This window comes from Devosia sp., from assembly GCF_048261455.1.
Classification (GTDB): domain Bacteria; phylum Pseudomonadota; class Alphaproteobacteria; order Rhizobiales; family Devosiaceae; genus Devosia_A.
Map to the genome: position 1 here is coordinate 50,043 of NZ_JBLXGA010000010.1, position 25,549 is coordinate 75,591.

At 64.7% G+C, this 25,549-nt stretch carries 23 protein-coding genes; 15 read left to right on the plus strand and 8 right to left on the minus strand.

The window, feature by feature from the left end; translation table 11 throughout:
- The first annotated feature begins 367 nt into the window (after nucleotides 1-367).
- From hisS to ACN0TK_RS11920, 4 genes are all read left to right on the plus strand, one after another.
- The gene (gene hisS, locus ACN0TK_RS11905) at nucleotides 368-1,858 is read left to right on the plus strand and encodes a histidine--tRNA ligase (protein WP_417309716.1); all 1,491 of its coding nucleotides are present in this window, start codon (nucleotides 368-370) and stop codon (nucleotides 1,856-1,858) included.
- Nucleotides 1,855-2,940: an ATP phosphoribosyltransferase regulatory subunit gene (locus ACN0TK_RS11910; protein WP_417309717.1), complete on the plus strand. Its 1,086-nt coding sequence runs from the start codon at nucleotides 1,855-1,857 to the stop codon at nucleotides 2,938-2,940. Before hisS ends, ACN0TK_RS11910 begins: the two co-directional genes overlap by 4 nt.
- Complete coding sequence (gene hisG, locus ACN0TK_RS11915) at nucleotides 2,937-3,674, plus strand: ATP phosphoribosyltransferase (RefSeq protein ID WP_417309718.1); 738 nt, start codon at nucleotides 2,937-2,939, stop codon at nucleotides 3,672-3,674. The genes ACN0TK_RS11910 and hisG overlap by 4 nt, the downstream gene beginning before the upstream one ends.
- A gap of 69 nt (nucleotides 3,675-3,743) precedes the next feature.
- A complete protein-coding gene (locus ACN0TK_RS11920; protein ID WP_417309719.1) occupies nucleotides 3,744-4,976 on the plus strand; it encodes a glycosyltransferase family 2 protein in 1,233 nt (410 codons plus the stop codon).
- Here the strand turns inward: ACN0TK_RS11920 and ACN0TK_RS11925 are convergent.
- The 5 genes from ACN0TK_RS11925 to ACN0TK_RS11945 form a co-directional block, all read right to left on the minus strand.
- Entirely contained in the window at nucleotides 4,963-5,790 is an 828-nt protein-coding gene (locus tag ACN0TK_RS11925) for a hypothetical protein (RefSeq protein WP_417309720.1), read from the minus strand. The two genes, ACN0TK_RS11920 and ACN0TK_RS11925, sit on opposite strands and share 14 nt — an antisense overlap.
- Nucleotides 5,783-6,979 carry a hypothetical protein gene (locus ACN0TK_RS11930; RefSeq protein WP_417309721.1) on the minus strand — a complete coding sequence of 399 codons (1,197 nt, stop codon included), beginning with the start codon at nucleotides 6,977-6,979 and terminating at the stop codon, nucleotides 5,783-5,785. Before ACN0TK_RS11930 ends, ACN0TK_RS11925 begins: the two co-directional genes overlap by 8 nt.
- Nucleotides 6,980-7,047: 68 nt before the next feature.
- The gene (locus ACN0TK_RS11935) at nucleotides 7,048-8,553 is read right to left on the minus strand and encodes a peroxidase family protein (protein ID WP_417309722.1); all 1,506 of its coding nucleotides are present in this window, start codon (nucleotides 8,551-8,553) and stop codon (nucleotides 7,048-7,050) included.
- A 193-nt stretch (nucleotides 8,554-8,746) separates the two neighbouring features.
- Entirely contained in the window at nucleotides 8,747-10,408 is a 1,662-nt protein-coding gene (groL, locus tag ACN0TK_RS11940) for a chaperonin GroEL (protein WP_417309723.1), read from the minus strand.
- 57 nt (nucleotides 10,409-10,465) lie between these two features.
- A complete protein-coding gene (locus ACN0TK_RS11945; RefSeq protein ID WP_417309724.1) occupies nucleotides 10,466-10,753 on the minus strand; it encodes a co-chaperone GroES in 288 nt (95 codons plus the stop codon).
- Nucleotides 10,754-11,010: 257 nt separating this feature from the next.
- Between ACN0TK_RS11945 and ACN0TK_RS11950 the strand changes: the two genes are divergently transcribed.
- Complete coding sequence (locus ACN0TK_RS11950) at nucleotides 11,011-11,193, plus strand: hypothetical protein (protein WP_417309725.1); 183 nt, start codon at nucleotides 11,011-11,013, stop codon at nucleotides 11,191-11,193.
- Nucleotides 11,194-11,287: 94 nt separating this feature from the next.
- Here ACN0TK_RS11950 and ACN0TK_RS11955 read toward each other — a convergent pair whose 3' ends face one another.
- Nucleotides 11,288-11,734, minus strand: coding sequence for a DUF3597 domain-containing protein (locus tag ACN0TK_RS11955; protein WP_417309726.1), 447 nt, complete (start codon nucleotides 11,732-11,734; stop codon nucleotides 11,288-11,290).
- Nucleotides 11,735-11,936: 202 nt separating this feature from the next.
- Here ACN0TK_RS11955 and greA point away from each other — a divergent pair, with 202 nt between their 5' ends.
- Nucleotides 11,937-12,419, plus strand: a complete 483-nt coding sequence (gene greA / locus ACN0TK_RS11960) for a transcription elongation factor GreA (RefSeq protein ID WP_417309727.1) — start codon at nucleotides 11,937-11,939, stop codon at nucleotides 12,417-12,419.
- 9 nt (nucleotides 12,420-12,428) lie between these two features.
- Here greA and ACN0TK_RS11965 read toward each other — a convergent pair whose 3' ends face one another.
- Nucleotides 12,429-13,841 (minus strand): sigma-54-dependent transcriptional regulator, encoded by a 1,413-nt coding sequence (locus tag ACN0TK_RS11965; protein ID WP_417309728.1) that lies wholly within the window; start codon nucleotides 13,839-13,841, stop codon nucleotides 12,429-12,431.
- A gap of 188 nt (nucleotides 13,842-14,029) precedes the next feature.
- On the opposite strand from ACN0TK_RS11965, the gene ACN0TK_RS11970 reads away from it, so the two are divergent.
- Complete coding sequence (locus tag ACN0TK_RS11970) at nucleotides 14,030-15,280, plus strand: EAL domain-containing protein (protein ID WP_417309729.1); 1,251 nt, start codon at nucleotides 14,030-14,032, stop codon at nucleotides 15,278-15,280.
- A 10-nt stretch (nucleotides 15,281-15,290) separates the two neighbouring features.
- Complete coding sequence (locus ACN0TK_RS11975; protein WP_417309730.1) at nucleotides 15,291-16,145, plus strand: TIGR01459 family HAD-type hydrolase; 855 nt, start codon at nucleotides 15,291-15,293, stop codon at nucleotides 16,143-16,145.
- Between the two features lies 1 nt (nucleotide 16,146).
- Here ACN0TK_RS11975 and ACN0TK_RS11980 read toward each other — a convergent pair whose 3' ends face one another.
- Entirely contained in the window at nucleotides 16,147-16,521 is a 375-nt protein-coding gene (locus tag ACN0TK_RS11980) for a bleomycin resistance protein (protein WP_417309731.1), read from the minus strand.
- A 189-nt stretch (nucleotides 16,522-16,710) separates the two neighbouring features.
- Between ACN0TK_RS11980 and ACN0TK_RS11985 the strand changes: the two genes are divergently transcribed.
- The 7 genes from ACN0TK_RS11985 (at nucleotide 16,711) to rsmD (ending at nucleotide 25,522) form a co-directional block, all read left to right on the plus strand.
- Nucleotides 16,711-17,739 (plus strand): aldo/keto reductase, encoded by a 1,029-nt coding sequence (locus ACN0TK_RS11985; protein ID WP_417309733.1) that lies wholly within the window; start codon nucleotides 16,711-16,713, stop codon nucleotides 17,737-17,739.
- Nucleotides 17,740-17,869: 130 nt separating this feature from the next.
- Nucleotides 17,870-18,844, plus strand: coding sequence for a bifunctional riboflavin kinase/FAD synthetase (locus ACN0TK_RS11990; protein ID WP_417309734.1), 975 nt, complete (start codon nucleotides 17,870-17,872; stop codon nucleotides 18,842-18,844).
- Between the two features lie 234 nt (nucleotides 18,845-19,078).
- Nucleotides 19,079-22,042, plus strand: a complete 2,964-nt coding sequence (gene ileS / locus ACN0TK_RS11995) for an isoleucine--tRNA ligase (protein ID WP_417309735.1) — start codon at nucleotides 19,079-19,081, stop codon at nucleotides 22,040-22,042.
- 18 nt (nucleotides 22,043-22,060) lie between these two features.
- On the plus strand, nucleotides 22,061-22,546 hold the full coding sequence (lspA, locus tag ACN0TK_RS12000) for a signal peptidase II (protein ID WP_417309737.1): 486 nt from the start codon (nucleotides 22,061-22,063) through the stop codon (nucleotides 22,544-22,546).
- 131 nt (nucleotides 22,547-22,677) lie between these two features.
- Nucleotides 22,678-23,232: a hypothetical protein gene (locus ACN0TK_RS12005; RefSeq protein ID WP_417309738.1), complete on the plus strand. Its 555-nt coding sequence runs from the start codon at nucleotides 22,678-22,680 to the stop codon at nucleotides 23,230-23,232.
- A 50-nt stretch (nucleotides 23,233-23,282) separates the two neighbouring features.
- Nucleotides 23,283-24,968, plus strand: coding sequence for a pseudouridine synthase (locus ACN0TK_RS12010; protein WP_417309739.1), 1,686 nt, complete (start codon nucleotides 23,283-23,285; stop codon nucleotides 24,966-24,968).
- Entirely contained in the window at nucleotides 24,968-25,522 is a 555-nt protein-coding gene (gene rsmD / locus ACN0TK_RS12015) for a 16S rRNA (guanine(966)-N(2))-methyltransferase RsmD (protein ID WP_417309740.1), read from the plus strand. The genes ACN0TK_RS12010 and rsmD overlap by 1 nt, the downstream gene beginning before the upstream one ends.
- The last annotated feature ends 27 nt before the right edge of the window (nucleotides 25,523-25,549 follow it).

Consider the following 25,549-nt stretch of genomic DNA (forward strand, 5'->3'; position numbering starts at 1 on the left):
AAGCGGCCGACGGCAGAGTCAGCTTTGCCGAGGACGGTTCAGGTCTGGTCTTGGAGAGAAGAGGCGGAAAAAGCGGGCCGAAGGCCCGGAAGGTGCATCAGGCGGTGATGCGGGTTCCGCGATGTAGAACGCCAGGACCGGTGAGGTGCATAAACATAGTCATGTAGCGCCCCTTTCCTGTTGGCGTTGAACACCGGTGCTGATACCCGTGACTGCGGGGTTTGCCAAGCCCTTATGCGACGCTCGGTCGCACCACGGCAGTGCGGCGTGTCGCCTGTTGCCGTTTCGCCACAGGTGGGTTCCTTGAGTCGGCTGGGGGATTCCGCTAGGAACCGGCACAGATTCCGGCGCGCGTGCACCAGAGAAAATGACCGTAAAACTCAAGAAAATAACACCGAGGCTGCCCCGCGGCTTCGAGGATCGCCTGCCCGCCGAGATTGCGGCCGTGAACGAAATGGTGGCCAAGATCCGCTCGGTCTACGAGCGCTATGGATTCGACCCGGTGGAAACGCCGCTGTTCGAATATACCGAGACGCTGGGCAAGTTCCTGCCCGATACCGACAGGCCCAATGCCGGTGTGTTTTCACTGCAGGACGATGATGAGCAGTGGATGAGCCTGCGCTACGACCTGACCGCGCCGCTGGCCCGGCATTTTGCCGAGAATTTCAACGATCTGCCAAAGCCCTATCGCAGCTACCGCCAGGGCTATGTGTTCCGCAACGAGAAGCCGGGACCAGGACGCTTCCGCCAGTTCATGCAGTTCGACGCCGACACGGTCGGTGCGGCGGGGCCCGAGGCCGATGCCGAAATGTGCATGATGATGGCCGACACCATGGATGCGCTCGGTTTGACCGGGAAGTATGTGGTTCGAGTCAACAACCGCAAGGTGCTGGATGGGGTGCTGGAAAGCGCGGGTGTCACCGACGACGGCCAGAAGCTGACCGTGCTGCGCGCCATCGACAAGCTCGACAAGTTCGGGCCCGAGGGCGTGAAACTGCTGCTCGGCAAGGGGCGCAAGGACGAGAGCGGCGACTTCACCAAGGGCGCCGAACTGTCGGACGCCGGCATCGAGACCGTGCTCGCCTATGTCATGGCGGCTGGTTCAGAGACCCTGTTCAACGACCTCGAGTCCGGGCCGCTGGCCGGCAGCGACATCGGCAAGGCCGGCATCGCCGAACTGCGCGCCATGGCCGACCTCTTCGCCGCCGGTGACTACGGCACCCGCATCAAGATTGACCCCTCGGTCGTCCGTGGCCTCGAATATTACACCGGCCCGGTGTTCGAGATCGAACTGACCTTCAAGGTGCAGAACGAGAAGGGTCAGGACGTGGTGTTCGGTTCGGTCGGCGGCGGTGGCCGCTATGACGGGCTGGTCAGCCGCTTCCGCTCCGAGCCGGTGCCGGCGACGGGGTTTTCCATCGGCGTGTCCCGCCTCGCCAATGCGCTGAAGCTCACCGGCAACCTGAACGCGCAGGAGCCTGTCGGGCCCGTGGTCGTGCTGGTGCTCGACAAGGACGAAGCCCCCCGCTACCAGGCCATTACTTCGGCTTTGCGCAAGGCTGGTGTTCGCGCTGAAATGTTCATGGGCAACACCAAGAACTTCGGCAAGCAGGTCGCCTATGCCGACAAGCGCAATGCCCCCGCGGTGATCATCGAGGGCAGCCAGGAACGCGAGGCCGGCAAGGTGCAGATCAAGGATCTGATCGTCGGCAAGGAGGAGGCCAAGGCCATCACCGACAACGCCACCTACAAGTCCGAACGCCCCGGCCAGTTTGAATGCGACGGCGATCTCGACGCCATCGTTGCGGCGATTTCGGCACTGCCGGCAGTGAAAACCTATCTGGATGGCGCCAAGTGAAAACGCCGGCGGAACGCTACACAGCTCTGGTGCGGCTCGTTGAGTCGCGCACCGTCACGCGGTCTGAACCGCCGCTGTTGCAGCCGGCCGGTCCCTATTTCGATCTCGCCGGTGAGGAGTTCGGTCGCAACCTGCTGCTGACCACCACCAATGCTGGCGTCGAATATTGTCTGCGCCCAGATTTCACCCTGCCGATTGCCCAGGCCTATATCGACGAGGGCATGCTGGGGACGCCACTGGCCTTCACCTACCTCGGCCCGATCTTCCGTCAGCAGGGCGGCCAACCGGTTGAGTACGAGCAGGCGGGGCTGGAACTGCTCGGTCAGGCCGACCCCGATCAGGCCATAGAGCAGGTGCTGACCTTTGCCCGCTGGGCCCTGAGCATTTTCGAGATCACCGCACCCAATGTCCGGCTGGGGGGCGTGGGACTGTTCGAGCAGTTTCTGGAAGCCGCCGAGGTGCCGCCGGCGTGGCGCGCCCGCATCCGCCACCGGTTCGGCCATCCCGATGCCATGCAGCGCCTGATGGATAGGTTGCTCAACCCCGAGGAACGCGTCACCGGCCCGGCGCCGGACAGCCGCGACACGGTGATCGAGATCGTCACCGATGCCATGCTGTCGGGCGGGTTGAGCCTGATCGGCTCGCGCACGCCCGAAGAGATCGCCGATCGCTATCTCGAAAAGCAGGCGCTGGAAGCCGCGCCGATCGATCCGCGGACCGTCGAACTGATCCAGGATTACCTGTCGATCGCCGAACCGGCGCAGACTGCGCTCGATCGTATTGGCATGCTGTGCGAGGAAACCGGCTTCGATTTTTCCGAGCCGCTTGACCATGTGCGCGGCCACGCCGCCGCACTGGCGGCGCTGTCGCCCAATGCCGAAGTGATCTTCGACGCGAGTTTTTCGCCGCGGCTCGACTACTATACCGGCCTGGTGTTCGAAATGACCGGAGCGCAGGGCACGGTGCTGGCCTCGGGCGGCGAGTATGATCGCATGATGGAACGGCTCGGCGCCGAGGAGCCCGTGAACGCGTCGGGCTGTGCGCTCTGGGTCGACCGGCTCGAGCAGGAGGCATCGCAATGAGCAACCTGCCTGTCGGCGGACTGACGCTCGCCATTCCTTCGAAGGGCCGGCTCGAGGAGATGACCCGCAAGGCCTTCACGTCGTCGCGGCTGACCATCGCCCGGCCGGGCGGTGCACGATCCTATGTCGGCTCGATCAAGAACCAGCCGCAGGTGACGGTGCGTTTCTATCCAGCGGCCGAAATCGCGCGTGAGCTGATCAACGGCAGCGTCGATATCGGCGTCACCGGTGCCGACCTCGTGCATGAGGCTTCCGAGAATGGCGCCGACAATGTCGTCTTCGTGAGGGGCCTGGGGTTCGGCGAGGCGGATGTCGTGGTCGCAGTGCCCGACGCCTGGATCGACGTGCAGCAAATGAGCGATCTCGCCGATGTGGCCTCGGATTTCCGCGCGCAGCACGGCCGCTGGCTGCGTGTCGCGACCAAATATGTGAACCTGACGCGCCGGCACTTTGCCAAATATGGCATCGCCGAATACCGCATCGTCGAAAGCGCCGGGGCGACCGAAGCGGCGCCGGCTTCGGGCTCGGCCGATCTGATCGTCGACATCACCTCGTCGGGTTCGACCCTGCAGGCCAATCAGCTGCGCATTCTCGAAGACGGGCTGATCATGAAGTCGGAGGCGAACCTCATCGTTTCCCGCACGGCCGACTGGACACCCCTGCGCAAGGCGCAGCTCGAAGCCCTGCTGTCCATCATGGGCGGCGTGCCCCCGGGGATCTCGACCCTGCTCTAGGCGTGACGCCGCGCTGCCCGGCCGCGACTTGGTAAGGGTTAATAGACGGTTTCGCGCTAGATTCGGGCCATGTCCGAGATCGAACTCACCATCCTGATGCCCTGCCTCAACGAGGCTGAGACCCTCGAAGTCTGTATCAACAAGGCACTTGGATATCTCGCGCGCAGCGGCGTCGCGGGTGAAGTGCTGATTGCCGACAACGGCTCGACCGACGGCAGCCAGCAGCTGGCCGAGGCCGCCGGGGCGCGGGTCGTTCCGGTGCCGACCAAGGGCTATGGCGCGGCGCTGATGGGCGGTATCGAAGCGGCGCGGGGCCGCTATGTCATCATGGGCGACGCCGACGACAGCTATGATTTCGCCAATCTCGACCCGTTCGTCGCCGAACTGCGGGCGGGCCGCCAACTGGTGATGGGCAACCGCTTCAAGGGTGGCATCGCGCCGGGCGCCATGCCCTGGCATCATAGATACATCGGCAACCCGGTGCTCAGCTTTGTCGGGCGGCTGTTTTTCAAGACCAAGCCGTCGGACTTTCATTGCGGGCTGCGCGGCTTCGACCGCGAGGCCATTCTTGGGCTGGGTCTGAGAACGACCGGAATGGAATTCGCCTCCGAAATGCTGGTCAAGGCGACGCTTTCTGGGCTCGATGTCTCGGAAGTGCCGACGACGCTCAAGCCGGATGGCCGCTCGCGTCCGCCGCATCTGCGCTCCTTCCGCGACGGCTGGCGGCACCTGCGCTTTCTGCTGCTGTTCTCGCCGCGCTGGCTGTTTCTCTATCCCGGCTTTGCCATGCTGGCGGTGGGGCTGTTCCTGGGCGCGCTGCTGTGGAACGGCCCGTTGCAACTGGGGCGGATCGAGATCGACATCCACACCTTCCTCGTTGCCGGCATGCTGATCATTGCCGGCCTGCAGTCGGTGTCCTTTGCGATCATCGGACGGCGCTTCGCCTCGCGCTATGGCTTCATCCCGCCGTCGCGCAATTTCGAGCGTGTCATGGAATGGCTGTCGCTGGAGCGCATTCTGATCGGCGCCGTACTGCTGGTCGTGGTCGGCTGCGTTGCGCTGATCTGGGGCTTCGACCAATGGGCCGACCGTGGGTTCGGGCCCCTGAACCCTTCGCGCACAATGCGGCCGATGATCGTCGCCATGACGACACTGGTGGCCGGGCTGCAGCTGGCGCTGACAGCATTCATGTCGTCGATGATCAATATTCCGCTGGCCGAACGGCGCGTGCAGGCGGTGCCGATGGAAGATCACATGCTGCGCCGCATGGACGACCGCTCCAACGCGATCAATCGCCTTTGAGGGTGAGCCCGAGCTCGCGCCTGGCATAGCGGGCGACGAAGCTCTCGGGCTCGATTAGCAGCGTGCCCTTCGGATTTTTGGGGCGCAGATCGGAGCGCTTCCGCAGCGCCTCGTTCCACAGGTGCAATCCGATGGTCTCATCGGTCAGATAGGACTCGGTGTCCCAGCCTGCCATCAGCGGACCATGCGCTGTCCGGGAGCCGACCGGGTAGAAAACCTCCTGTGCCCTGGCCTGTTCCGCTTCGCCGGACTGCTGTGCGAACCAGGTAAGCGCCCGCGGCCCGAACACGCCCCAGCCCATGGTCGTGACATGCCGCGGCAAGCCGATCGCCTTGCGGAAGCGCAGGAGGGCCTGCTTCTTCGGCCGATAGAACGGCGGGATGGGGTAGGGTTCGGCAGTGAATGCCAGCAGATCAGAAAGGCTTTTGCTGTCGGCGGGGAGGTGGAGCACTGCACAATTTATCAAGCTCCGATTCTGCCAGCCGAACACAGGGCCGGATGTGACTGCGATAGGAGCCAACAGCAGCATATCGGAGTCAAGCCAGAGGCCGGCTTGTTGCTGCATCAGGCGAAAACGGAACACGTCTGTTCCCAGCGCGGGACTGCCGGTGCTTGCGTGAAAAAGAAATCGACGGCGAGGAATAATGTCATTTGCATCTGCCAGTTCGACGCCTTCTGGCAAGGGCCCGATCGGGCCATAGCTGAAGATGCGCACCTTGTGGCCCTGCTTCTGCATGGAGAGCAGGCACATCAGTTCGAGCTCGCCCAGGGGGCGGCCCGTCCAGAAGCTGTTGACCTGAAACAGTTCAGCCATTCGCCGGCTCTCTCGCGGTCGCTTCCCAATCCGTGATCCGGCCAGCGAGCCGCGTGCGCACCTGTGCGCCGGTGCGCGCGCCCATGGGGGCGTCCGTAATCCGCCAGTTGACGAGATATTCGCCGATAAAGAAGTCGAGAAAGGCGCGGCGGAGCGCAGCGTCGAAGTGCCAGTCACCGACCCGGGCGACCTGTTCGGCCAGAGCCTGGCGCGTATGGGCCAGTTCAACCAGCCCGGGCATGCCGTAATTGGCCTGGCCGAGTACCAGAACCGGCACGTCGAACAACAGGCTCTGCAGCCCGACAGAGGAGTTGAGCGTCACGACGCCACGCGAGCGGCGCACCAGCTCGAACGTATCGGTCGCATTGTCGACGGCCACCCGGTCGCCGACCAGCGCCTTCAGCTGTTCGGCATTGCCGATGCGGCATGAGGGGTGTTCGCGAAAGACGATCTTCCAGCCGGCCGGCAGGGTTTTGGCCGCTGCCGCGAGGCTGGCGATGAAATCCGGCATGCCCTTCACCCAGCCGCCCTGTATCGTCACCTGGGTGTCGCCACGCACCTGGAGCGGCGCGAACAGATAGGGGCGGTCGAGATCGGTGGCACCAAGACTGTCGCGTGGCTTGCCGGCACGGGCAACGAGCCGGTCGCGCAAGCTGTCGAGATCGGTCTGCAGGCTGTTGGCGGCGCCCCAGGCACGAAAATAGTCCGGATCGCGGGGCAGGGCGCCACTGGCGTTGACGCCCACCGGATCGAGCGTGATCTTGCCCGGAAACGCCGCGAGTTCCGCATAGAGCAGCTGCAGCCCGGCGCGCTGCGCAGCATCGACCAGCACGCGGCGCCGCCCGCCGGACCCGTTCCAGATCGCCAGATGCGTGACACCCCGTTCCCGCGCCGCTTCGCAGATGCGGCGACCGCGGTGCACGAAGCGGGCCAGCCGCGCAACGGTCCGCGCCCGGTCCGTCTCCGGTCGCCCGTTTCGCCCCTCACGCGCCGCGATCAGCGCCTCGGCAGTTACGTGGTCGGCTGGCGCGGCGAACGGCAGGCGAAACATGTAGGGGCCGCGCCGGGCCGGCACCTCCGCGGCGGCGAACAGCTCGCGCCACATGGCGAGCTTCGAGACCGGCGATGGATAATAGAGGACCCGCGACATCGGCTGGTTGTGGCCGATGGCGCGGGTGGAGGCAAGCATGGTTCGAGGCTTTGTCTTCTGTTCGCGGGCAAAACACCGCGCCGAACCGGAGACCGGCGAGTGTTTACTCAGCCGTTGCCCGCTATGGCATTTTCGACATCGCCCGAATTGATTGGCATCTTGGCGATCGCCAGAAGGTCCCCGATCGTCCACTCCTTGCCCGCATTGGGACGGCGCGGTCCGCCTGCGAGCAGCGGATCCTTGTCAGGCGACCAAGTCGGGTTCTGGCTGACATAGGAGAGGTGGTCGCCTTTCAATAGTCCGGCGAACACCGCTGCAACGATTGTGCCGCCGACTTGGCCGAGTGTATTTCCACCCTGTTGCACTTGTGCTTCGTGCAGGATGTAGACCCAAAGCGCATTTTGCATCTCGTGCTCCATCTTCACCGGCTCGAAGCCCATGGCTTGTGCTACGGCGGGGCCTGATGGCAGATGGAACCGCCATCCGCGTTGGATGTTTAGGCTGGCCAGTGGATTTGGCGCGCTGTCGTCCTCGGACGGTATATTGGTGACGCCCGGCGACAGGGTGGTATCGAACAGCCCTGCCTTTTGCGGAAAGCCGTCTTCGCCATCCAGGTCGAAGAAAAAATCCCATTGCACGGTATGATCCTTCGGAAGCTGTCGCCCGCCGCGCAGGTCGTCAGTCTTGGAACCATCGGGATTGAAGATCGGAAGTTCGTGCTCGGTGCCGAAGGCACCCTGTCTTGGGAAGTTGAGCTGATAGCCCCTGCGGATGAGGCTATGGCCAAAGCGGTAGGCCGCGACGGAGAATTCGACCGGAATATAGGGGTTCACCTCCCAGCTATAGACCCCCTTGTAGCCGAGTTCGAGGCCCAACCCCTTGCCTTTGTCGGCAAGTGCAGTAGCCCAGATGTCATCCGGCACTATCCGTTTCACGAAGTCGTTCCAGACCAGGTACTGATAGAACCAGCGCACCACGCACTGCGCCTCGTGAAACCGCTCCATTGTCGACAGGCCGGGTGATGCTTCGCTGACACGGGCGAGCACCACGTTGTGCAGGCGGATGATGGCCAGTTGCAGTTGCGAGACGATGATGTTCTCGTCGTTGCGGGGATCGCCTATGAGCGCCACCGCCTTGTTTTGCTGAGCCACCCGCGCCAGGTCCGGCTCTTTGCCGTTTGCGCCGACGCCGGTGATCAGCAAGCCGGTCGTGTTCCCTTTCTCGTCGTGCTCGTACAAATAGGGCTGATCCTTTGGTCCGCGGCCATAGACGCTGTCGAGATCGAGCCGCGGAGTGCGGAAGTTCTTCAGTCCGTCTGGGTCGTTCTGACGTTCGAGACTGGAGGTCGGATCGAAAGTTATATCGTGGTCGATGAACTGGCCGAAATAGGTGTAGCCGGCTGGCAGCGTAGGGTGATCTTGCGGGCTCCCATCATCCTTCGGGAGCATGTGATTGATGGCAAAATCCTCGATGTTACGAATTCGATCCTCATCCTTGTCGCCAGGGGGGACCCAAGGCGGCAGGCGGCCGAACAGGCGCCCGAAGCGGCCGTCGTAGCTGGTTGATCGCGGCACGAAATCCGGGGTGATGGAATGCGGCTTCATGTGTTGCATGGCTGTTGTCTCCCTCCTGTGATCGACGGAGTGAAGCGCAGGCAACCCGTGGTGAAATCAGCAGTTTCCCGTTCGTACTGTCCCCAAGCTTATGGAGCGCGCATGCGAAAACGGCGCGCCGGTTGCCCGACGCGCCGTTTCCGAAGTCCGTGACTGGGTAGTCTGGACTAACTGGTGAGCGGGAGAGCCGGGCTTAGAAGCCCATGCCACCCATGCCGCCCATACCACCCATGCCGCCCATGTCGGGAGCGCCGCCGCCCATGGCGGGCGCGTCGTCCTTGGGAAGCTCGGCAATCATCGCCTCGGTGGTGATCAGCAGCGAAGCAACCGAAGCCGCGTCCTGCAGGGCGGTGCGAACCACCTTCACCGGATCGATCACGCCCATGGCGACCATGTCACCATATTCGCTGGTCTGGGCATTGTAGCCGAAGTTGACCGAGTCGTTCTCGAGGATCTTGCCCACGACGACCGAACCTTCGTCACCGGCATTGTTCGAGATCTGGCGAACCGGCTCCTGCAGAGCCCGCTTGACGAGGTTGATACCGGCCTGCTGGTCGGGGTTCTCGCCCTTGACGGTGAGGGCGTTCGAAGCGCGCAGCAGCGCAACGCCACCACCCGGCACGATGCCTTCTTCAACAGCGGCGCGGGTCGCGTTCAGAGCGTCATCGACGCGATCCTTGCGCTCCTTGACCTCGACTTCGGTCGAACCGCCGACCTTGATCACTGCAACGCCACCGGCGAGCTTCGCCAGACGTTCCTGCAGCTTCTCCTTGTCGTAGTCCGAAGAAGTCTCTTCGATCTGCGCCTTGATCTGCGAAACACGGCCGGCGATGTCGTCCGCGGTGCCGGCACCATCGACGATGGTGGTGTTTTCCTTGGTGATCTCAACGCGCTTGGCAGTGCCGAGCATGTCGATGGTCACGTTCTCCAGCTTGATGCCGAGTTCTTCCGAGATCACCTGGCCGCCGGTGAGGATTGCGATGTCCTCGAGCATGGCCTTGCGGCGATCGCCAAAGCCCGGGGCCTTGACGGCAGCGACCTTCAGGCCGCCACGCAGACGGTTGACGACCAGCGTGGCCAGAGCCTCGCCTTCGATGTCTTCCGCAATGATCAGCAGCGGGCGCTGCGACTGCACGACCGACTCGAGGATCGGCAGCATGGCCTGGAGGTTCGAGAGCTTCTTCTCGTGCAGCAGGATCACCGGATCCTCGAGCACCGCAGTCATCTTCTCGGCATTGGTCACGAAGTAGGGGCTGAGATAGCCACGGTCGAACTGCATGCCCTCGACGACGTCGAGCTCGGTCTCGGCGGTCTTGGCTTCCTCGACGGTGATGACACCCTCGTTGCCGACCTTCTGCATCGCCTGGGCGATCATCTCACCGATGGCAGCTTCGCCATTGGCCGAAATGGTGCCGACCTGCGACACTTCGGAGTTCGAGGAGATGACTTTCTTGGACTTGCCGAGGTTCTCAACGACTTCCGCAACGGCGAGATCGATACCGCGCTTCAGGTCCATCGGGTTCATGCCGGCCGCAACCAGCTTGACGCCCTCGTTGACGATCGCCTGACCGAGAACGGTCGCGGTCGTGGTGCCGTCACCGGCAATGTCGTTGGTCTTGGAAGCGACCGAACGCAGCATCTGCGCGCCCATGTTCTCGAACTTGTCTTCGAGCTCGATTTCCTTGGCAACGGTCACGCCGTCCTTGGTGATGCGCGGGGCACCAAAGGACTTGTCGATGACGACGTTACGGCCCTTGGGGCCCAGCGTCACCTTGACGGCATTGGCGAGAATGTTGACGCCACGGACCATCTTGTCGCGTGCGTCAGTGGAGAATTTTACGTCTTTCGCGGCCATGTGAGGCGCTCCTTACGATTTGGAATGGGAGTTCGGAAGATCGGCGCGGTGCGCTGATCAGCCGATCACGCCCATGATGTCCGACTCTTTCATGATCAGCAGGTCCTGGCCGTCGAGCTTCACCTCGGTGCCGCTCCACTTGCCGAACAGGACGCGGTCGCCTTCCTTGACGTCGAGGGCAACAACCTTGCCGCTGTCGTCACGGGCGCCCGGACCGACCGAAACGATCACGCCCTCGGAGGGCTTTTCCTTGGCAGTGTCGGGAATGATGATGCCGCCAGCGGATTTCTCTTCGCTGTCGACGCGCCGGACGACCACACGGTCGTGCAGGGGACGGAAAGCCATTTTTGCTCCTATCAACCTCTATGATTTCGGGCCTTGTTAGCACTCACTATGGAGGAGTGCTAATGGGCACGGCGGATATAGGAGGGGGGCCTGGCACTGTCAAGGCGATCGGCGAAATCGCTTGCCCATCTACTAGGCGGAGCGTATCCAGCGCCGCTCGCCCACGGGATGGTCCCTTGCGACGAGATGTGACGGGTTGCTAGCGGCACTTTGTGACCACAAGGTGAAGCGGCGCGGCCGGACAGTGGAGAACAGCAGTGGCGGACACAAAAAAGCACGACATCACCCTGCGCCGTACCGGTGGTGCCGGCCCCAACAGCAACTGGCAATGGGAAATCCGCAAGGATGGTCAGGTGATCAAGCAGGGCACGGCGCTGGGCGACGAGGGCAGGGCCTTCGCGACCGCCCGCAAGGTCGCCGACAAGCTCGCCAAGGGCTGACGGCAACACGCCGCGCCATGGCGCGGATCTGAAGAAAGAATGCCCGCCAGGCTTGAGCCGGCGGGCATTGTTACAAGGGCATCACGGGCTGATGTCAGTCGAGCAGGTCGGCAGGCACTTTGCCGCCGTTGGCGGCCAGCTTTTGCAGAACCTGCTTGTGCAGCCAGATGTTCATCGAAGCCGAGTCCGATTTGTCGCCGCTGTAACCAAGCTCGTCGGCCAGTTCCTTGCGCGCCGAAAGACTGCTGTCGATCCCCAGTGCCTTCATCAGATCGACGATCGACGTGCGCCAGTTGAGGGTCTGTCCGCTGTCGGCCACGGCCTGATCGAGAATGGCGGCGACATCGACCTGCGACGCTGGCGTCGGTGCGGCGCCGGCCGAGGCAGGTGCCGTGGACTGCGTGGCTGCAACGGTCTCGGTCGGGGCTGACGGTGCAGGAGCGCCGGGCTTGGGATTGCCGAAAGTGGTCGGCGTTGCCGGCTTGGCGGTTTCCGGGGCACGGTTGAAGATCTTGTCTACGATGTCGCTGAAAAAGCCCATGGTGCTTGATATCTCGCAGTGTTGGCACATGATCGTGCGGTTGGAGGCGATCCGTTCAACCGTTAGCTGTCTGGATCGGGTCGTTGCCCTATCAACGCGCCACGGAGCCGATAGGCTGCACGCGCGCTGTGGTGAGCAACCGAAGCCTGCACCGACCGTTGGTTCGAACAACGCGCCCGAAATGCGTGAAACGGAGTGAACGATGAGCGTAGCCTTCACCAAGGAAGAGAGTTCCGAGACCGCATCGGAAACCCAGCTGCCGCATCGTCCCGTGTCCCAGCACCCAAACCTCGTGACGGCCGAGGGGCGCGCCGCGCTCGAAGCCGAGCATGCGGCGGCCAAGGCCGCGCTGGACGCCGCCAGTGCCATCGAGGATGTCAACGAGCGGCGCCGGCAATCGGCGACGCCGATGCGTGACCTGACCTATCTGGCCGAGCGCCTGCGCACCGCGGAGCTTGTGTCGCCACCCAAGACGACGGACGCCGTGGCCTTCGGCAGCACCGTCGCCATCACCCGTGATGACGGGCGGACCCAGCGCTATCGCATTGTCGGCGAGGACGAGGCCGACCCGAGAGCGGGCACCATTTCGTATGTGTCACCCATGGCCCGCGCGCTGTTCGGACGCGCGGTCGGCGACGACGTCACCGTCGGCGACCATGACTTCGAGATCACAGAAATCGCCTAGGCCTGAGGGTCAGGCGGCGCCGCGGGCCTCCGCCATTTCGGCCCAGGCCTGACGCTTGCGATAGATGGTGGAGGGGCTCAATTCGAGCGCAGCGGCTGCGAGGGTGATATTGCCGCCGAAACTGGCGATGGCGTCTTCGATGATCCGCTGTTCCTGTTGCCACAGAGGCAGGATGGGGCTGCGTAGGCTGGGTTGGATGGCCGGTTCGTCGGGTGTGGCTGAGCCGAGATCGGCGGCGGCCAGCATGGCGGCAGTGACGTCGCCGCCTTCAAACATCACCGCGATGCGTCGCATCAGATTGCGCAGTTGACGCACATTGCCCGGCCAGTCGGCGGCATTGAGATGGTCGAGCGCGTCGGCGCTGAAGCCGGTGAACTGGCGATGCGCCTCGCCGGCGAACCGCGACAGGAACTGTCGGGCCAATTCGCCGACATCGCCGGTGCGCTGGCGCAGCGGCGGCAGGTGCAGGGGCAGCACGTGCAGACGATAGAACAGGTCTTCGCGGAACCTGCGTTCGCCGATCAGCTCCATCGGGTTGCGGCAGGTGGTGCAGATGACCCGTACATCGACGCGGCGGGTGCCGGTTTCGCCCAGCCGGCTGACGGTGCCGGTCTGCAACAGGCGCAACAGCTTGCCCTGCAGGCCGAGATCCATCTCGCTGATCTCGTCGAGCAGCAGCGTGCCGCCATCGGCGCGTTCGGCGGCGCCCGGGCGATCCTCTGAAAGGCCCGCAACGGCGCCATGCGTGACACCGAACAGCTCCTGTTCGAGCCGGTCGCGGCCACTGCTGGCACAGTCGACGGCGACGAACGGACGTGCCGCGCGGCGGCCCAGCTTGTGCAGCACCTCGGCGCCATGGGTCTTGCCGGTGCCGCTCTCGCCGGTGATGAACACCGGGTCGGCCGCCGTCGCGATGCGCGTGATCTGATCGTAGACGACCCGCATCTGGCTCGAAGACCCGATCAGCCCGCCGACCGGACGGCCGGCATCGCCGCTGCCGAAACTGAGAGATTTGCCGTGCCGCTCGGCGAGTTCGGTGATCCGCGCGGCGAGGCTGGTGCCGCCGACCGGGCGCGCCACATGATCATGCGCGCCGGCCCGCATGGCGGCGAGCGATGCCGAGACCGATCCACCGTCGGAAAGCGCGATGAGAAGGGCGCCACGGCTGAGTCGGGCGAGACGCGACACCGCATCCTCGGTGCGCTCGGACAGATCAGTCAGCGCCGCAAGGTCGGCCAGCACGACGTCGAAACTGCCCGAGCGCAGCACGTCGGCAGCCTGGCGGCCGCCGGTGGCACTTTCGATGGCAGGTGCGGGTCTCAACGCCGTTGCAAGGGAGTCGGACAGGGCCGCACTGGCGGACATGTCGCGCTCGACGAGGAGAATCCGGACGGTGGCAGGACCGGGGCCGGAAGCAGTCATCTCAATAGTCCTCGGGCGTCGCTATGGCCTTCGAGTGTTGCCCAACAGGGTAAACAAACCGTTCTGACCAGGCGATCCGGCGGTGAATTGTTGAGCAGCCAAAGCCTTGGCTTTCGACGGCGCCAGCGCAATGCTAGAAGGGAGCAGGGCGTCGAATCCATCGTGCGAACGGGGGCGCAGGAAGCGCAGTGCAGGGCCTCGTCTACATCTTTATCGCACTCGCTGCCGTCGGCGTGGCGGCCGCAGCCTATTTCGGCCTGACCTTTTCACCGATCGAAGCGATCGTCACCGCCATAGCCTTCGGCTCGGTGGCCGTGACGCTGCTCGAGCGCCAGCTGCGCCAGCGCTCCGAGGCGCGGCTCGAAAAGACCCTCGAAGACATGGCGCGCATGCTGTCGAGCGATGCGCGGGCCGGCCAGGTGCTCAGCCAGCGCGTCAACGCCATCGCCGACGTCAATGTCGGCAACCGGCTCGATGGCATCGAGGCCGATATTTCGGTATTGGGCACCGTGGTGCGCCAGGTCGCCGAGGCCGTTGCCGATATCGAGCAGGAGCGCCGCAGCGCAGCCGATGGCTTTGCGCCCGAAGCGAGTGACGAAACCCGCAGTACCTATGCCGCGCCGATCGTCGATGACGATGCCTTCCCCGATCCGCCGATTCCGCCGTCCGAACTGCTGGCGGCGCTCAACGATGACCGGCTGATCTTCCACATCGAACCGATCGTCGTGCTGCCGCAGCGCAAGCCGCTGGGCTATGATCTGGTGCCGCGCATGCGCCACGCCGATGGCGGGCTGGCCGAGCCGGTGGAATTCATGCCGCGACGCGATGGCGACCATCTGATCCGCCGCATCGAGGCCATGGCGCTCGACGAGGCCGTGGTGATTGCCCGCCGTTCGCGCACGGCCGGCACGCCGATCCGCCTGTTCTCGCCGCTGAGCGGCGCGACGCTGCATGACGAGCTGGCGCTCGACCAGATGCTGGTAACTCTGTCGGCCAACCAGGCGATCACCGGCACGCTGCAGATGGTCATCCCGCAAGCCGACTGGAAATCGCTGGAGCCGTTCGAAAAGCGCCAGCTGATCGAACTGCGCAAGGCTGGCGTCGGGTTCGTGCTGAGCGATTCGCCGTCCCTGCGGCTCGATTATGGTGAGCTCGAAGGCATGGGCTTCAGCTCGGTGCGCTTTGATGCGGCGCATTTCCTGAACCGGCCGCAGGACTTCACCGACTTGCATACCTCCGACATTGTTCCTTATGTGAGCCGCTTCGCGATCGAACTGTGCGCCACCGGGGTGATCGACGAGCAGCAGCTGCTCAGCCTGTTCGAGGATGGCATCAAGCTGGCGCAGGGCCCCTATGTGGGTCGCCCCGGCCCGGTTCGTCCCGACCTCGTGGTCGAAAAGCTGCAGGCCGGCACCAGCCGGCGCGCCGCACAGGTCTAGGAGACAGTTCATGGACAATTCGACCGGCCTGCGCGATCTCGCGCCGCGCTATGACGCGGTGCTGAGCGATGTCTGGGGCGTGGTGCACAATGGCATCGTCGCCCATCCGAGCGCCGTGGAGGCGCTGGTCGAATATCGCCGCGGCGGGGGCAGGGTGGTGCTGATCACCAATGCCCCGCGACCCTCGCCGCTGATCGTCGACATGCTCGATGAACTGGACGTGCCGCGCGAGGCCTATGATGCCATCGTCTCCTCGGGTGACGCGACCCGCGACATGCTGGAAAAATTCTCCGGCAAGTCGGTGCATTACGTCGGCCCGCCGCATGACAATGACGCCCTGTTCGAGGGGCTGGACATCACGCTCGGGCCCGCGGAAACGGCGAGTGCCGTAGTGGTGACCGATCTCGACACCGATGACGATACGCCCTCGATGTACACCGACCGGATCACGGTCTGGCTGCAGCGCAATCTGCCGCTGATCGCCGCCAACCCCGATCGTGTGGTCGAACATGGCGACCGCCTGATCTATTGCGGCGGTGCGCTGGCCGATCTTTACGAGGCGCGCGGCGGCATGATCCGCATGGCCGGAAAACCCTATAAGCCGATCTATGCCGAGGCGCTGCGGCTGGCCGAGAAGGCGGCCGGCAAACCGCTGGACAAGTCGCGCATCCTCGCCATTGGCGACTCGGTGCGCACTGATGCGACGGGGGCGGCCGGGTTCGGCATCGACCTGCTGTTCATTACCGGTTCGATCCACGCGGCCGAGCTCGATGCCTTCGGCAATCCCGACCCGGCAGCGATCGAGGCGCTGGTGGCACCTTCCGGTGCGACCATGGCGGGCTACATGTCGCGGCTGGCCTGGTAGGTCAACTTGCCGCCTCCGGGTTCTGGATCAGCCGGATCAGGCTGCCATTCGGATCGAGCAGATAGCCGACGCGGCCGCCCCAGGGTTCGACCCGTGGCGGCTGGAGGCGCGGGAAGCCTGATTTCTGTTCCATGATGCCCGCGTCGCGGCAGACGGCATAGAAACCCTCGAGATCATCGAGCCGGATGCAGCAGCTGAACCAGCTCAGGCCCGGATCGAGATCCGGGTGCGGGAAGAATTCGAGGATCAGCGGCCCGCGTCTGAGGATCATCCAGTTGGCGTCGCGCCAGCTTTCGCGAAAGCCGAGACGCGCAAAGAATTCGGCTGTCTCACGGAAGTCGCGGGCCGGCAGGTTGGGCGTCGTGTGATCGGCCATGGTCTTTGCCTCGCCAATGATGCGCCTGTACTGTTGGGTAGCTTGACCGGTTTTTGCTTCGGAGAAAACCGGATCGGTGCTAGATATTTGCTGTCGGCACTTCTGCCCGGCTGCTCCCACAGATCAGCGACTGCCCCGCACCCTCGGTGCCGACTTCACACATCGCCAAAATCCGAAAGGACGCACATCATGCGTTACCACACACTCGGTGGGACGGGCCTGCTCGTCTCAGAACTTTGCCTTGGCGCCATGACGTTTGGTGGCACGGACGGCATCTGGGCCAATGTCGGCAAGCTCGACCAGGACGCAGCCGATGCCATCGTCACCCGCTCGCTCGATGCGGGCATCAATTTCATCGATACCGCCGACGTCTATTCCGGCGGGCGCAGTGAGGAGATCACCGGCCAGGCGATCCGCAATGCCGGCCGCCAGCGCTCGGATGTCGTGCTGGCCACCAAGGTCAACGGCGCGGTCGGCGAGGGCGCCAATGACCGCGGCTCGTCGCGCAAGCACATCATGGATTCGGTCAAAGCCAGCCTGAAGCGGCTCAACACCGACTATGTCGACCTTTACCAGATCCACGGCCAGGATATGGTGACCCCGGTCGAGGAAGTGGCGCGCGCCATGGAGGATCTCGTGACCGGCGGCTATGTCCGCTATATTGGCTTGTCGAACTGGCAGGCCTGGCGGATCGCCAAGGCGCTGGGGATTGCCGACAAGCACGGCTGGAACCGCTTCGTGTCGCTGCAGGCCTATTACACCATCGCCGGCCGCGACCTGGAACGCGATATCGTGCCGCTGCTCAACGACGCGCAGATGGGCCTGATGGTCTGGAGCCCGCTGGCGGGCGGCTTGCTGAGCGGCAAGTATGACCGCGACGGCAATGGACCGGATGGCGCCCGGCGGACGACCTTCGATTTCCCGCCCGTCAACAAGGACCGCGCCTTCGATGCGGTCGACGTGATGCGCGAGATCGGCGACGCCAAGGGCGTGTCGGTGGCCCGGATCGCCATTGCCTGGCTGCTGCACCAAAAGCATGTGACCTCGGTGATCATCGGCGCCAAGACCACCGACCAGCTCGATGACAATATCGCCGCGACCGAGGTGGAACTGAGTGCCGAGGAGCTTGAACGGCTCGACACGGTCAGCGCCCTGCCGCCCGAATATCCGGGCTGGATGGTCGCCCGCCAGTCGGAGGGCCGTATCCCCGGCAAGTAAGTCTCGACCCTATTGATCGCGAGGCTGTTGGGGTACCCGGCAGTCCGTGCATGGCAGACGCGTCGCCGGACGCCTTGCCAGCCTCGCGGTTTCTTGTCATTACCGCTGCACTTCAAGGGCGGGTAGGAATTTGACCGGCTTCACCAGGCTCGCCGGCCTCGACCAGGTACCAGAGGCGCTCAAGGGCGCCATGGTCGCGATCGGCAATTTCGACGGCTGCCACCGCGGCCACCAGCACGTTTTCATGGCGCTCAAGGCGCGCGCCCGCGAACTCGGTGTGCCAGCGCTCGTGTTGACCTTCGAGCCGCACCCGCGCGACGTGTTCGCGCCCGAACCCTTCATGTTCCGCCTGACCTATGCCGATCAGAAGGCGCGGCTGGCCGAGGCACTGGGGCTCGATGGCATTGTGGTGATGCCGTTCTCGCGCGAATTCTCGCAGATCGAAGCCGAGGATTTCGTCACCCGCTTCCTCGTCGATGCGCTGGCGGTGAAGGGCGTCGAGGTCGGCGCCGATTTCCACTTCGGCTATCAGCGCAAGGGGACGCCCGACTTCCTGCGCGACGCCGGGGCGCGGCACGGCTTTGGCGTCGATATCCTCGATATGCTCGATGAGGGTGACGACCACATCTCGTCCTCCCGCATCCGTACGGCGCTGGGCGAGGGCGATGTTACGGGCGCCAGCCAGCTGCTCGGCTACCACTGGTTCCTCGGCGGTACCGTGGTGAAGGGCGACCAGCGCGGCCGCGAACTGGGCTTTCCGACCGCCAATATCGCAAGCCCCACCGGCTTCGGCCTGCTGCAGGGCGTTTATGCGGTGCGGGTGCGGCTGGGCGACCGGCTGCTCGATGGCGTCGCGAGCTATGGCAAGCCGATGTTCAACAATGAGCGCCCGCCGTTCGAAACCTGGATCTTCGATTTCGACGAGCAGATCTATGGCCAGTATCTCGAAGTGGCGCTGCTCGGCCATGTCCGCGGCCAATTGAAGTTCAAGGGCCTCGACGAACTGATCGCCGCCGTGAACCGCGACGCGACCCAGGCGCGCAAGCATTTGCAGCTTGCCGTGCCGGTTTCGGAGCTCGATAAGAAGCTGAAGTTTTTCAGGTAGTTATCGGATTGTGTCAGGCGCTGCTGCATAATTGCCGCGGGTTTGACATGCCGATGAACGGGTGCTGAGCGGTTTGGAGTGTGCCCGCCGCGTCTTTCGGCGGGCCCAGGATGAGGCGTCTCGAACCACGAGGCCGGGTGCGATCGGGCCGTTGCGAAGCCCTCGATCCCCAATTGAGCCTTTCGTCACTGCGCCGGCCTTGCTACAAGCCCGCAGCTTTCAGGGTATTTGATGATGACCGACACTGCACCAGGCGGCGCGGAGACCGACTACAGCGCGACGCTTTTTCTGCCTCAGACCGAGTTTCCGATGCGGGCCGGACTGCCCAAGCGCGAGCCCGACTGGCTGGCGCGCTGGGAGAAGATGGACATCTACGCGCTGCAGCGCGAGCAGGCCAAGGACCGGCCGCTGTTCACGCTGCATGACGGCCCGCCCTACGCTAACGGCAATATCCATATCGGCCATGCCCTGAACAAGGTGCTGAAGGACCTGGTGTCGCGCTCCAAGCAGATGTTGGGCAACAACGCTGCCTATATCCCCGGCTGGGACTGCCACGGCCTGCCGATCGAATGGAAGATCGAGGAACAGTACCGCGCCAAGGGCAAGGACAAGAACGAGGTTCCGGTGGTGGAATTCCGCCAGGAATGCCGCACCTTCGCCGAGCATTGGGTCGATGTGCAGCGTGAGGAGTTCAAGCGGCTCGGCGTCAATGGCGAGTGGGACAACCCCTATCTGACGATGAGCTTCGATGCCGAGGCGCAGATTGCGCGCGAGCTGATGAAGGTCTCGATGTCGGGACAGCTCTACCGCGGCTCGAAGCCCGTGATGTGGTCGGTCGTCGAGCGCACCGCGCTGGCCGAGGCCGAGATCGAATATGCCGACCACGAGAGCGACACGATCTGGGTGAAGTTCCCGATCCACTCGGGCAATGCGCCTTTCGACAGTGACGCGTTCGAGGATTTCGGCTCGGCCTATGTGGTGATCTGGACCACGACCCCGTGGACCATCCCGGCGAACCGCGCCATCTCCTATTCGAGCCGGATCGAGTACGGCCTTTATGAAGTCACCGAGGCGCCCGAGGGCAACTGGGCTTCGGTTGGCGAGAAATATGTACTCGCCGACAAGCTGGCCGAGGAGGTTTTCGCCAAGGCCAAGGTCGACGCTTATGTGCGGATTGCTTCGGTCGATTGCTCGAAGATCGTTTCGTGCAACCACCCGCTGCGCGGCCTCGCCGGTGGCTACGAGTTCGAGGTGCCGTTGCTCGATGGCGAGCATGTGACCGATGACGCCGGCACCGGCTTCGTCCATACCGCGCCGGGCCACGGCCTCGATGACTTTGGCATCTGGATGGACTCGACCCGCCACCTGCAGGACCTCGGGATCGACCCGAAGATACCCTATGTCGTCGACGACGCAGGTTTTTACACCAAGGACGCGCCGGGCCTCGGGCCGGACGCCGAGGGCGGCGCCGCGCGGGTCATCGACGATTCCGGCAAGAAGGGCGACGCCAACAAGCGCGTCATCGCCGAACTCGCCGCGCGCAACGCCATGGTCGCCCGCGGGCGGGTGAAGCACCAGTATCCGCACTCCTGGCGCTCGAAAAAGCCGGTGATCTTCCGCAACACGCCCCAGTGGTTCGTCTATATGGACATGCCGCTGGACGGCGCTGAGGACACGCTGCGCCACCGGGCGCTGAACGCCATCGACGCGACCAAGTTCTACCCCGCTGCGGGCCAGAACCGCTTGCGCGCCATGATCGCCGACCGGCCCGACTGGGTGCTGTCGCGCCAGCGCGCCTGGGGCGTGCCGATCACCGTGTTCGTGCATCGCGAGACCGGCGAAATCCTGCGCGACGAGGCGGTGAACCACCGTATCGCCCAGAGCTTTGAGGAAGAGGGCGCCGACGCCTGGTTCAAGGACGGCGCCGCCGAACGCTATCTCGGCGAGAACTACGCCGTCGCCGACTATGAGATGGTGCGCGACGTCCTGGACGTGTGGTTCGATTCCGGCTCGACGCATTCGTTTGTGCTGCGCAACAAGCAGAAGTGGCCGCATCTCAAGTTCCCGGCCTCGATGTATCTCGAAGGCTCAGACCAGCATCGCGGCTGGTTCCATTCGTCGCTGCTCGAAAGCTGCGCCACCAATGGCCACGCGCCCTATGACAGCGTGCTGACCCATGGCTTCACCATGGACCACAACGGCATGAAGATGTCGAAATCGCTGGGCAACACCATCGCCCCGCAGGACATCATCAAGCAGTATGGCGCCGATATCCTGCGCCTGTGGGTCTCGACGATCGACTATTCCGAGGATCACCGTATCGGCGACGAGATCATCAAGAATGTCGTCGAGATGTATCGCAAGCTGCGCAACTCGATGCGCTGGATGCTGGGCAACCTGGCTCACTTCAAGCCCGAGGAAGCCGTGCCTGCTGCCGAGATGCCCGAGCTGGAGCGGCTGATGCTGAGCCGGCTGGCGAGCCTCGATGCCGTGGTGCGCGAAGGCTACAACGCCTATGACTACAAGCGCGTCATGTCGGCCGTTTCGAACTTCATGAACCTCGAGCTGTCGGCCTTCTACTTCGACATCCGCAAGGATGCGCTTTATTGCGATCCGATCTCGAGCCTGAAGCGCCGCGCGGCGCTGACCGTGCTCGACCAGTTGTTCAATCATCTCGTGGTCTGGCTGGCGCCGGTGCTGACCTTCACCATGGAAGAGGCCTGGCTGGAGCGGAACCCCGGCGACCACAGCTCGGTGCATCTCGAGCTCTTCCCCGACGTGCCGGCCGACTGGGCTGATGCGGCGCTGGAAGCCAAGTGGCGGAAGATCCGCACCGTGCGGCGCGTCGTCACCGGCGCGCTGGAAATCCAGCGCAAGGACAAGACCATCGGCTCGTCGCTGGAAGCGGCACCGGTGGTGCATGTGACGGACGCGGCGCTGCGTGAGTCGCTGACCGGCGAGGACCTAGCCGAGATCTGCATCACCTCGGACATTTCGATGACCGACACCGATGGCCCCGCCGACGCCTTCCGGCTCGACGATGTCGATGGCGTCGCAGTAGTTTTCGAACGCGCCGAAGGCAGCCGTTGTGCGCGGTCGTGGAAAGTGTTGCCGGAAGTCGGGTCCGACCCGGATTATCCCGACGTCTCGCCGCGCGATGCCCAGGCCCTGCGCGAACGTGCGGCGGCGGGGCTCTAGCGGCTTGACCGCGACCGCATGAGCGCGCTCCGCCGCCCCTATCTGGTGCCGTCCCTGCTGGTGGGGCTCGCTGTGTTCGCGCTCGATCGCGGGCAGAAGTTTGCGCAGATCGAGCTGGCCGGCTGGCGCGGTGGCGAAGTGGTCCGGGTCACGGACTTCTTCGACTATGTGCTGGTGTGGAACACCGGCGTCTCGTACGGCCTGCTCGATACGATGCCGCCGCTGGTTCTTGGACTGATTGCACTGGTGGCGATGACGGCGCTGGCCATCTGGTGGTGGCGGACACCTGATATGCTGGTGCGCTTTGCGCTGATGCTGTGCCTGGGCGGCGCGCTATCGAACGCGCTCGACCGGTTGCTCTACGGCGCCGTCGCCGACTTTTTTCATTTTCACTGGCAGGCCTATTCGTTCTACATCTTCAACATTGCCGACGTCGCCATCTCGGCAGGAGTGTTGCTATTGATCCTCGATTTGGTGGGGATCGGCCGCCGCAAACAGCTGTGATCGTATTGGCGCCTCAATCTGGTTTTACGGCCCCTCATGGTCTATAAGGCCACCGCAGGGGAATAAGGGAAGTCTCAATGCTGCGTGAACTGTCCGGGCGACGGCCCGTTAGCCAAGCCGTGACCCGGGGCGTGCTGTTGTCCCTTGGCCTCGTGAGTGCGCTGGCGCTGAGCGCCTGCACCACCACCGAGGGCACCAACGCCTTCACCGATATCGGCACGTTCGAGCGCGAAGTCGCGACGGAGACGCTGCGCGGTCTCGGCATGATCGAGCGTGAAGAAAAGGACGAGGACGTCACCCCGCGTGGACCGCTGGTGATGCCCAAGACGGCGTCGTTGCCCGCGCCGCGCGAGCGCACCGCCGCCGCCCAGCTGCCCGAGGATTCGGACACCGTTCGCATCGAAGGCGTGTCCGAGGCCGACCTGCGGCGCCTGCGCAACGCGCGTGTGCTTGATGGCCGCACCCAGTCCGGACGTCCGCTGACCGCCGAGGAAACCCGCCGCATGACCGCGCGGATGCAGGGTGCCGCCGTGCAGCGGGCCGAGCGTCCGCTCTACCTGCCGCCGGAAGACTATTATACCACCGTCAAGGGGCAGGATCTCGTCTGCCTCGCGGCCAACGGTGAGCTCGTGCCGCTCACCGATCCGTCCTGCCCGCCCGAGATTCGCAAGTCTCTCGGGGGCTGACCCCAACTCGAAAGATGCGCCGCCCATGAGGGCCCGCAGGAGTTCCAAGAATGTCCAATATCCCCGCATCCTCAGCGGCCGGTGAACGGCTGGCCAAGGTCATCGCGCGTTCCGGCCTCTGTTCCCGGCGCGACGCCGAAGGCTGGATCAAGGATGGCCGCGTAACGGTCAATGGCCGCAAGGTGCTGACCCCGGCCTTCAACGTCTCCGAACGCGACAAGGTCGCCGTCGACGGCGAGCCGCTGGCCGCCCGCCAGGGCACCCGCGTCTGGCTTTATCACAAGCCGCCGGGCCTCGTGGTGACTGAGAAGGACCCCGAGGGCCGTGAGACGATCTTCGATCATCTCGACGAACTCGGCCTGCCGCGCGTCGTCTCCATCGGCCGGCTGGATATCAATACCGAAGGCCTGCTGCTGCTCACCAATGATGGCGGGTTGAAGCGCGTTCTGGAACTGCCGGCGACCGGCTGGCTGCGCCGCTATCGCGTGCGCGCCTTCGGCTCGATCACCCAGCAGCAGCTCGATGGGCTGAAGGACGGCATCGAGATCGACGGCATCCAGTATGGCCCGATCGACGCCGTGCTCGAACGCGAGCAGGGCTCCAACGTCTGGCTGGTGCTCAGCCTGCGCGAGGGCAAGAACCGCGAGGTCAAGAACGTCCTCGGCGAGTTGGGCCTGCAGGTGAACCGGCTGATTCGCATCAGCTTCGGCCCGTTCCAGCTCGGCGACATCGGCGTCGGCAAGGTCGAGACCGTGCCCGCCCGCGTGCTGCGCGAGCAGCTGGGCAAGCGCCTCGCCGCCGAGGCCAACACCGATTTCGACAGCGAAATGCCCGAGATCGACGTCAACCGGCCCAAGGCGGTAAACCCAAATCTGCGCGCCGCGGCCCCCGGCAAGCCGCTGAGCCGCGATACGCCGCGCCGCGATGTGGTGAGCCGCTTCCGCTTCGAGGACGGCACGACCCCAGAGCGCAACGACGCCGACCGGCCGGCCCACAAGGGACGTCCGGGACGATTCGAGCCGGCCCGTCCGTCACGCCCGATGCGCGAGCCCGAAGTCTCCCAGACCCGGCGCGTGTTTTTCGAGGATGGCACCCAGGGCGAGGTGAAGCTGAAGCCCAAGCGGCGCGATGACGATGACCGGGGCGACAAGCCCTTCGGCAAGCGCCCGCCGCGTGCGGGGGGGAAGCCCGCTTTCGATGGCAGCAAGCGCGGGGCCCGGCCGGACTGGGCCGAGCGGCCCAAGCGCGGTGCCGGCGACCGGCAGGAGGTGCGCGCCGGCCGCGGTGGCGAGCGCTCGCAGCGCGATTTTCCCGACCGGCCGAAACGCGATTTCGGCGATCGCCCCAAGCGCGATTTCAATGCCGGCCCGAAGCGGGATTTCGGTGACCGTCCGCAGCGTGGGCCGCGGCCCGATGGCGGCGCCCCGCAGCGCAGCTATGGCGGCAAGCCCGCCGGCGATCGGCCGGCGCGTGGCCCGGGCGACAAGCCGGGGCGGCAGTATCAGGGCAAGCCTGGCGGCAAGCCGGGGGGCTTCGACCGTGGCGCCAAGCCGGGTGGCTATGGCAAGCCCGGCGGTTTCGACAAATCCGGCAAACCCGGTGGCTATGGCAAACCCGGTGGCCGGCCGACGGGCGGTCGTCCGGGCGCTGGACGTCCCGGCGGCGGACGGCCTGACAGCCGCGGGCCGCGTCCCGATGGCGGTGCGCCGCGTGGCCCCAGAAAGCCGCGCGGCTGATGCGGATTGTCGCTGGCAAGTTCCGCGGCAAGACCCTGCTCTCGCCGTCCGATGACAGCATCCGGCCGACCGCCGACCGGGTGCGCGAATCGCTGTTCAACATTCTCGCCAGCCGGCTGTCGCCGCGCTTCGACGGGCTGAAAGTGGCGGACCTGTTCGCCGGCACCGGCGCGCTGGGGCTCGAGGCCCTGTCGCGCGGCGCCGCGAGCTGCATTTTCGTCGAGACCGGCGCCGAGGCACGCGGGCTGATCCGAGATCACATCCAGGACTTCGGCATTGCCGGCATCGCCAAGCTGCTGCGCCGCGATGCGACGACCATGGGCCCCGTCGGCAATATGGGGCCGCTCGACCTGGTGTTTCTCGACCCGCCCTATGGCCGCGGGCTGGGCGAACAGGCGCTCGATTCGCTCCGCGCCGGCGGCTGGCTGAAGCCGGAGACGCTCATGGTGCTGGAAGAGAGCGCCGAGGTCGAACTGGCGCTGCCCGAGGGCTTCGTGCTCGAAGACCGGCGCGAATATGGCGCGGCGGCCATTCACCTGATTACCCAGGCCTGATCGCTTTTTGACGAGCGGCTCGCGGTG

Excerpts from the sequence above, each read along its gene's own strand:
- hisS (WP_417309716.1), top strand. The coding sequence starts at position 368 with ATGACCGTAAAACTCAAGAAAATAACACCGAGGCTGCCCCGCGGCTTC.
- hisG (WP_417309718.1), top strand. The coding sequence starts at position 2,937 with ATGAGCAACCTGCCTGTCGGCGGACTGACGCTCGCCATTCCTTCGAAG.
- ACN0TK_RS11920 (WP_417309719.1), top strand. The coding sequence starts at position 3,744 with ATGTCCGAGATCGAACTCACCATCCTGATGCCCTGCCTCAACGAGGCT.
- ACN0TK_RS11925 (WP_417309720.1), bottom strand. The coding sequence starts at position 5,790 with ATGGCTGAACTGTTTCAGGTCAACAGCTTCTGGACGGGCCGCCCCCTG.
- ACN0TK_RS11930 (WP_417309721.1), bottom strand. The coding sequence starts at position 6,979 with ATGCTTGCCTCCACCCGCGCCATCGGCCACAACCAGCCGATGTCGCGG.
- ACN0TK_RS11935 (WP_417309722.1), bottom strand. The coding sequence starts at position 8,553 with ATGCAACACATGAAGCCGCATTCCATCACCCCGGATTTCGTGCCGCGA.
- groL (WP_417309723.1), bottom strand. The coding sequence starts at position 10,408 with ATGGCCGCGAAAGACGTAAAATTCTCCACTGACGCACGCGACAAGATG.
- ACN0TK_RS11945 (WP_417309724.1), bottom strand. The coding sequence starts at position 10,753 with ATGGCTTTCCGTCCCCTGCACGACCGTGTGGTCGTCCGGCGCGTCGAC.
- ACN0TK_RS11955 (WP_417309726.1), bottom strand. The coding sequence starts at position 11,734 with ATGGGCTTTTTCAGCGACATCGTAGACAAGATCTTCAACCGTGCCCCG.
- greA (WP_417309727.1), top strand. The coding sequence starts at position 11,937 with ATGAGCGTAGCCTTCACCAAGGAAGAGAGTTCCGAGACCGCATCGGAA.
- ACN0TK_RS11965 (WP_417309728.1), bottom strand. The coding sequence starts at position 13,841 with ATGACTGCTTCCGGCCCCGGTCCTGCCACCGTCCGGATTCTCCTCGTC.
- ACN0TK_RS11975 (WP_417309730.1), top strand. The coding sequence starts at position 15,291 with ATGGACAATTCGACCGGCCTGCGCGATCTCGCGCCGCGCTATGACGCG.
- ACN0TK_RS11980 (WP_417309731.1), bottom strand. The coding sequence starts at position 16,521 with ATGGCCGATCACACGACGCCCAACCTGCCGGCCCGCGACTTCCGTGAG.
- ACN0TK_RS11985 (WP_417309733.1), top strand. The coding sequence starts at position 16,711 with ATGCGTTACCACACACTCGGTGGGACGGGCCTGCTCGTCTCAGAACTT.
- ileS (WP_417309735.1), top strand. The coding sequence starts at position 19,079 with ATGACCGACACTGCACCAGGCGGCGCGGAGACCGACTACAGCGCGACG.
- lspA (WP_417309737.1), top strand. The coding sequence starts at position 22,061 with ATGAGCGCGCTCCGCCGCCCCTATCTGGTGCCGTCCCTGCTGGTGGGG.
- ACN0TK_RS12010 (WP_417309739.1), top strand. The coding sequence starts at position 23,283 with ATGTCCAATATCCCCGCATCCTCAGCGGCCGGTGAACGGCTGGCCAAG.
- rsmD (WP_417309740.1), top strand. The coding sequence starts at position 24,968 with ATGCGGATTGTCGCTGGCAAGTTCCGCGGCAAGACCCTGCTCTCGCCG.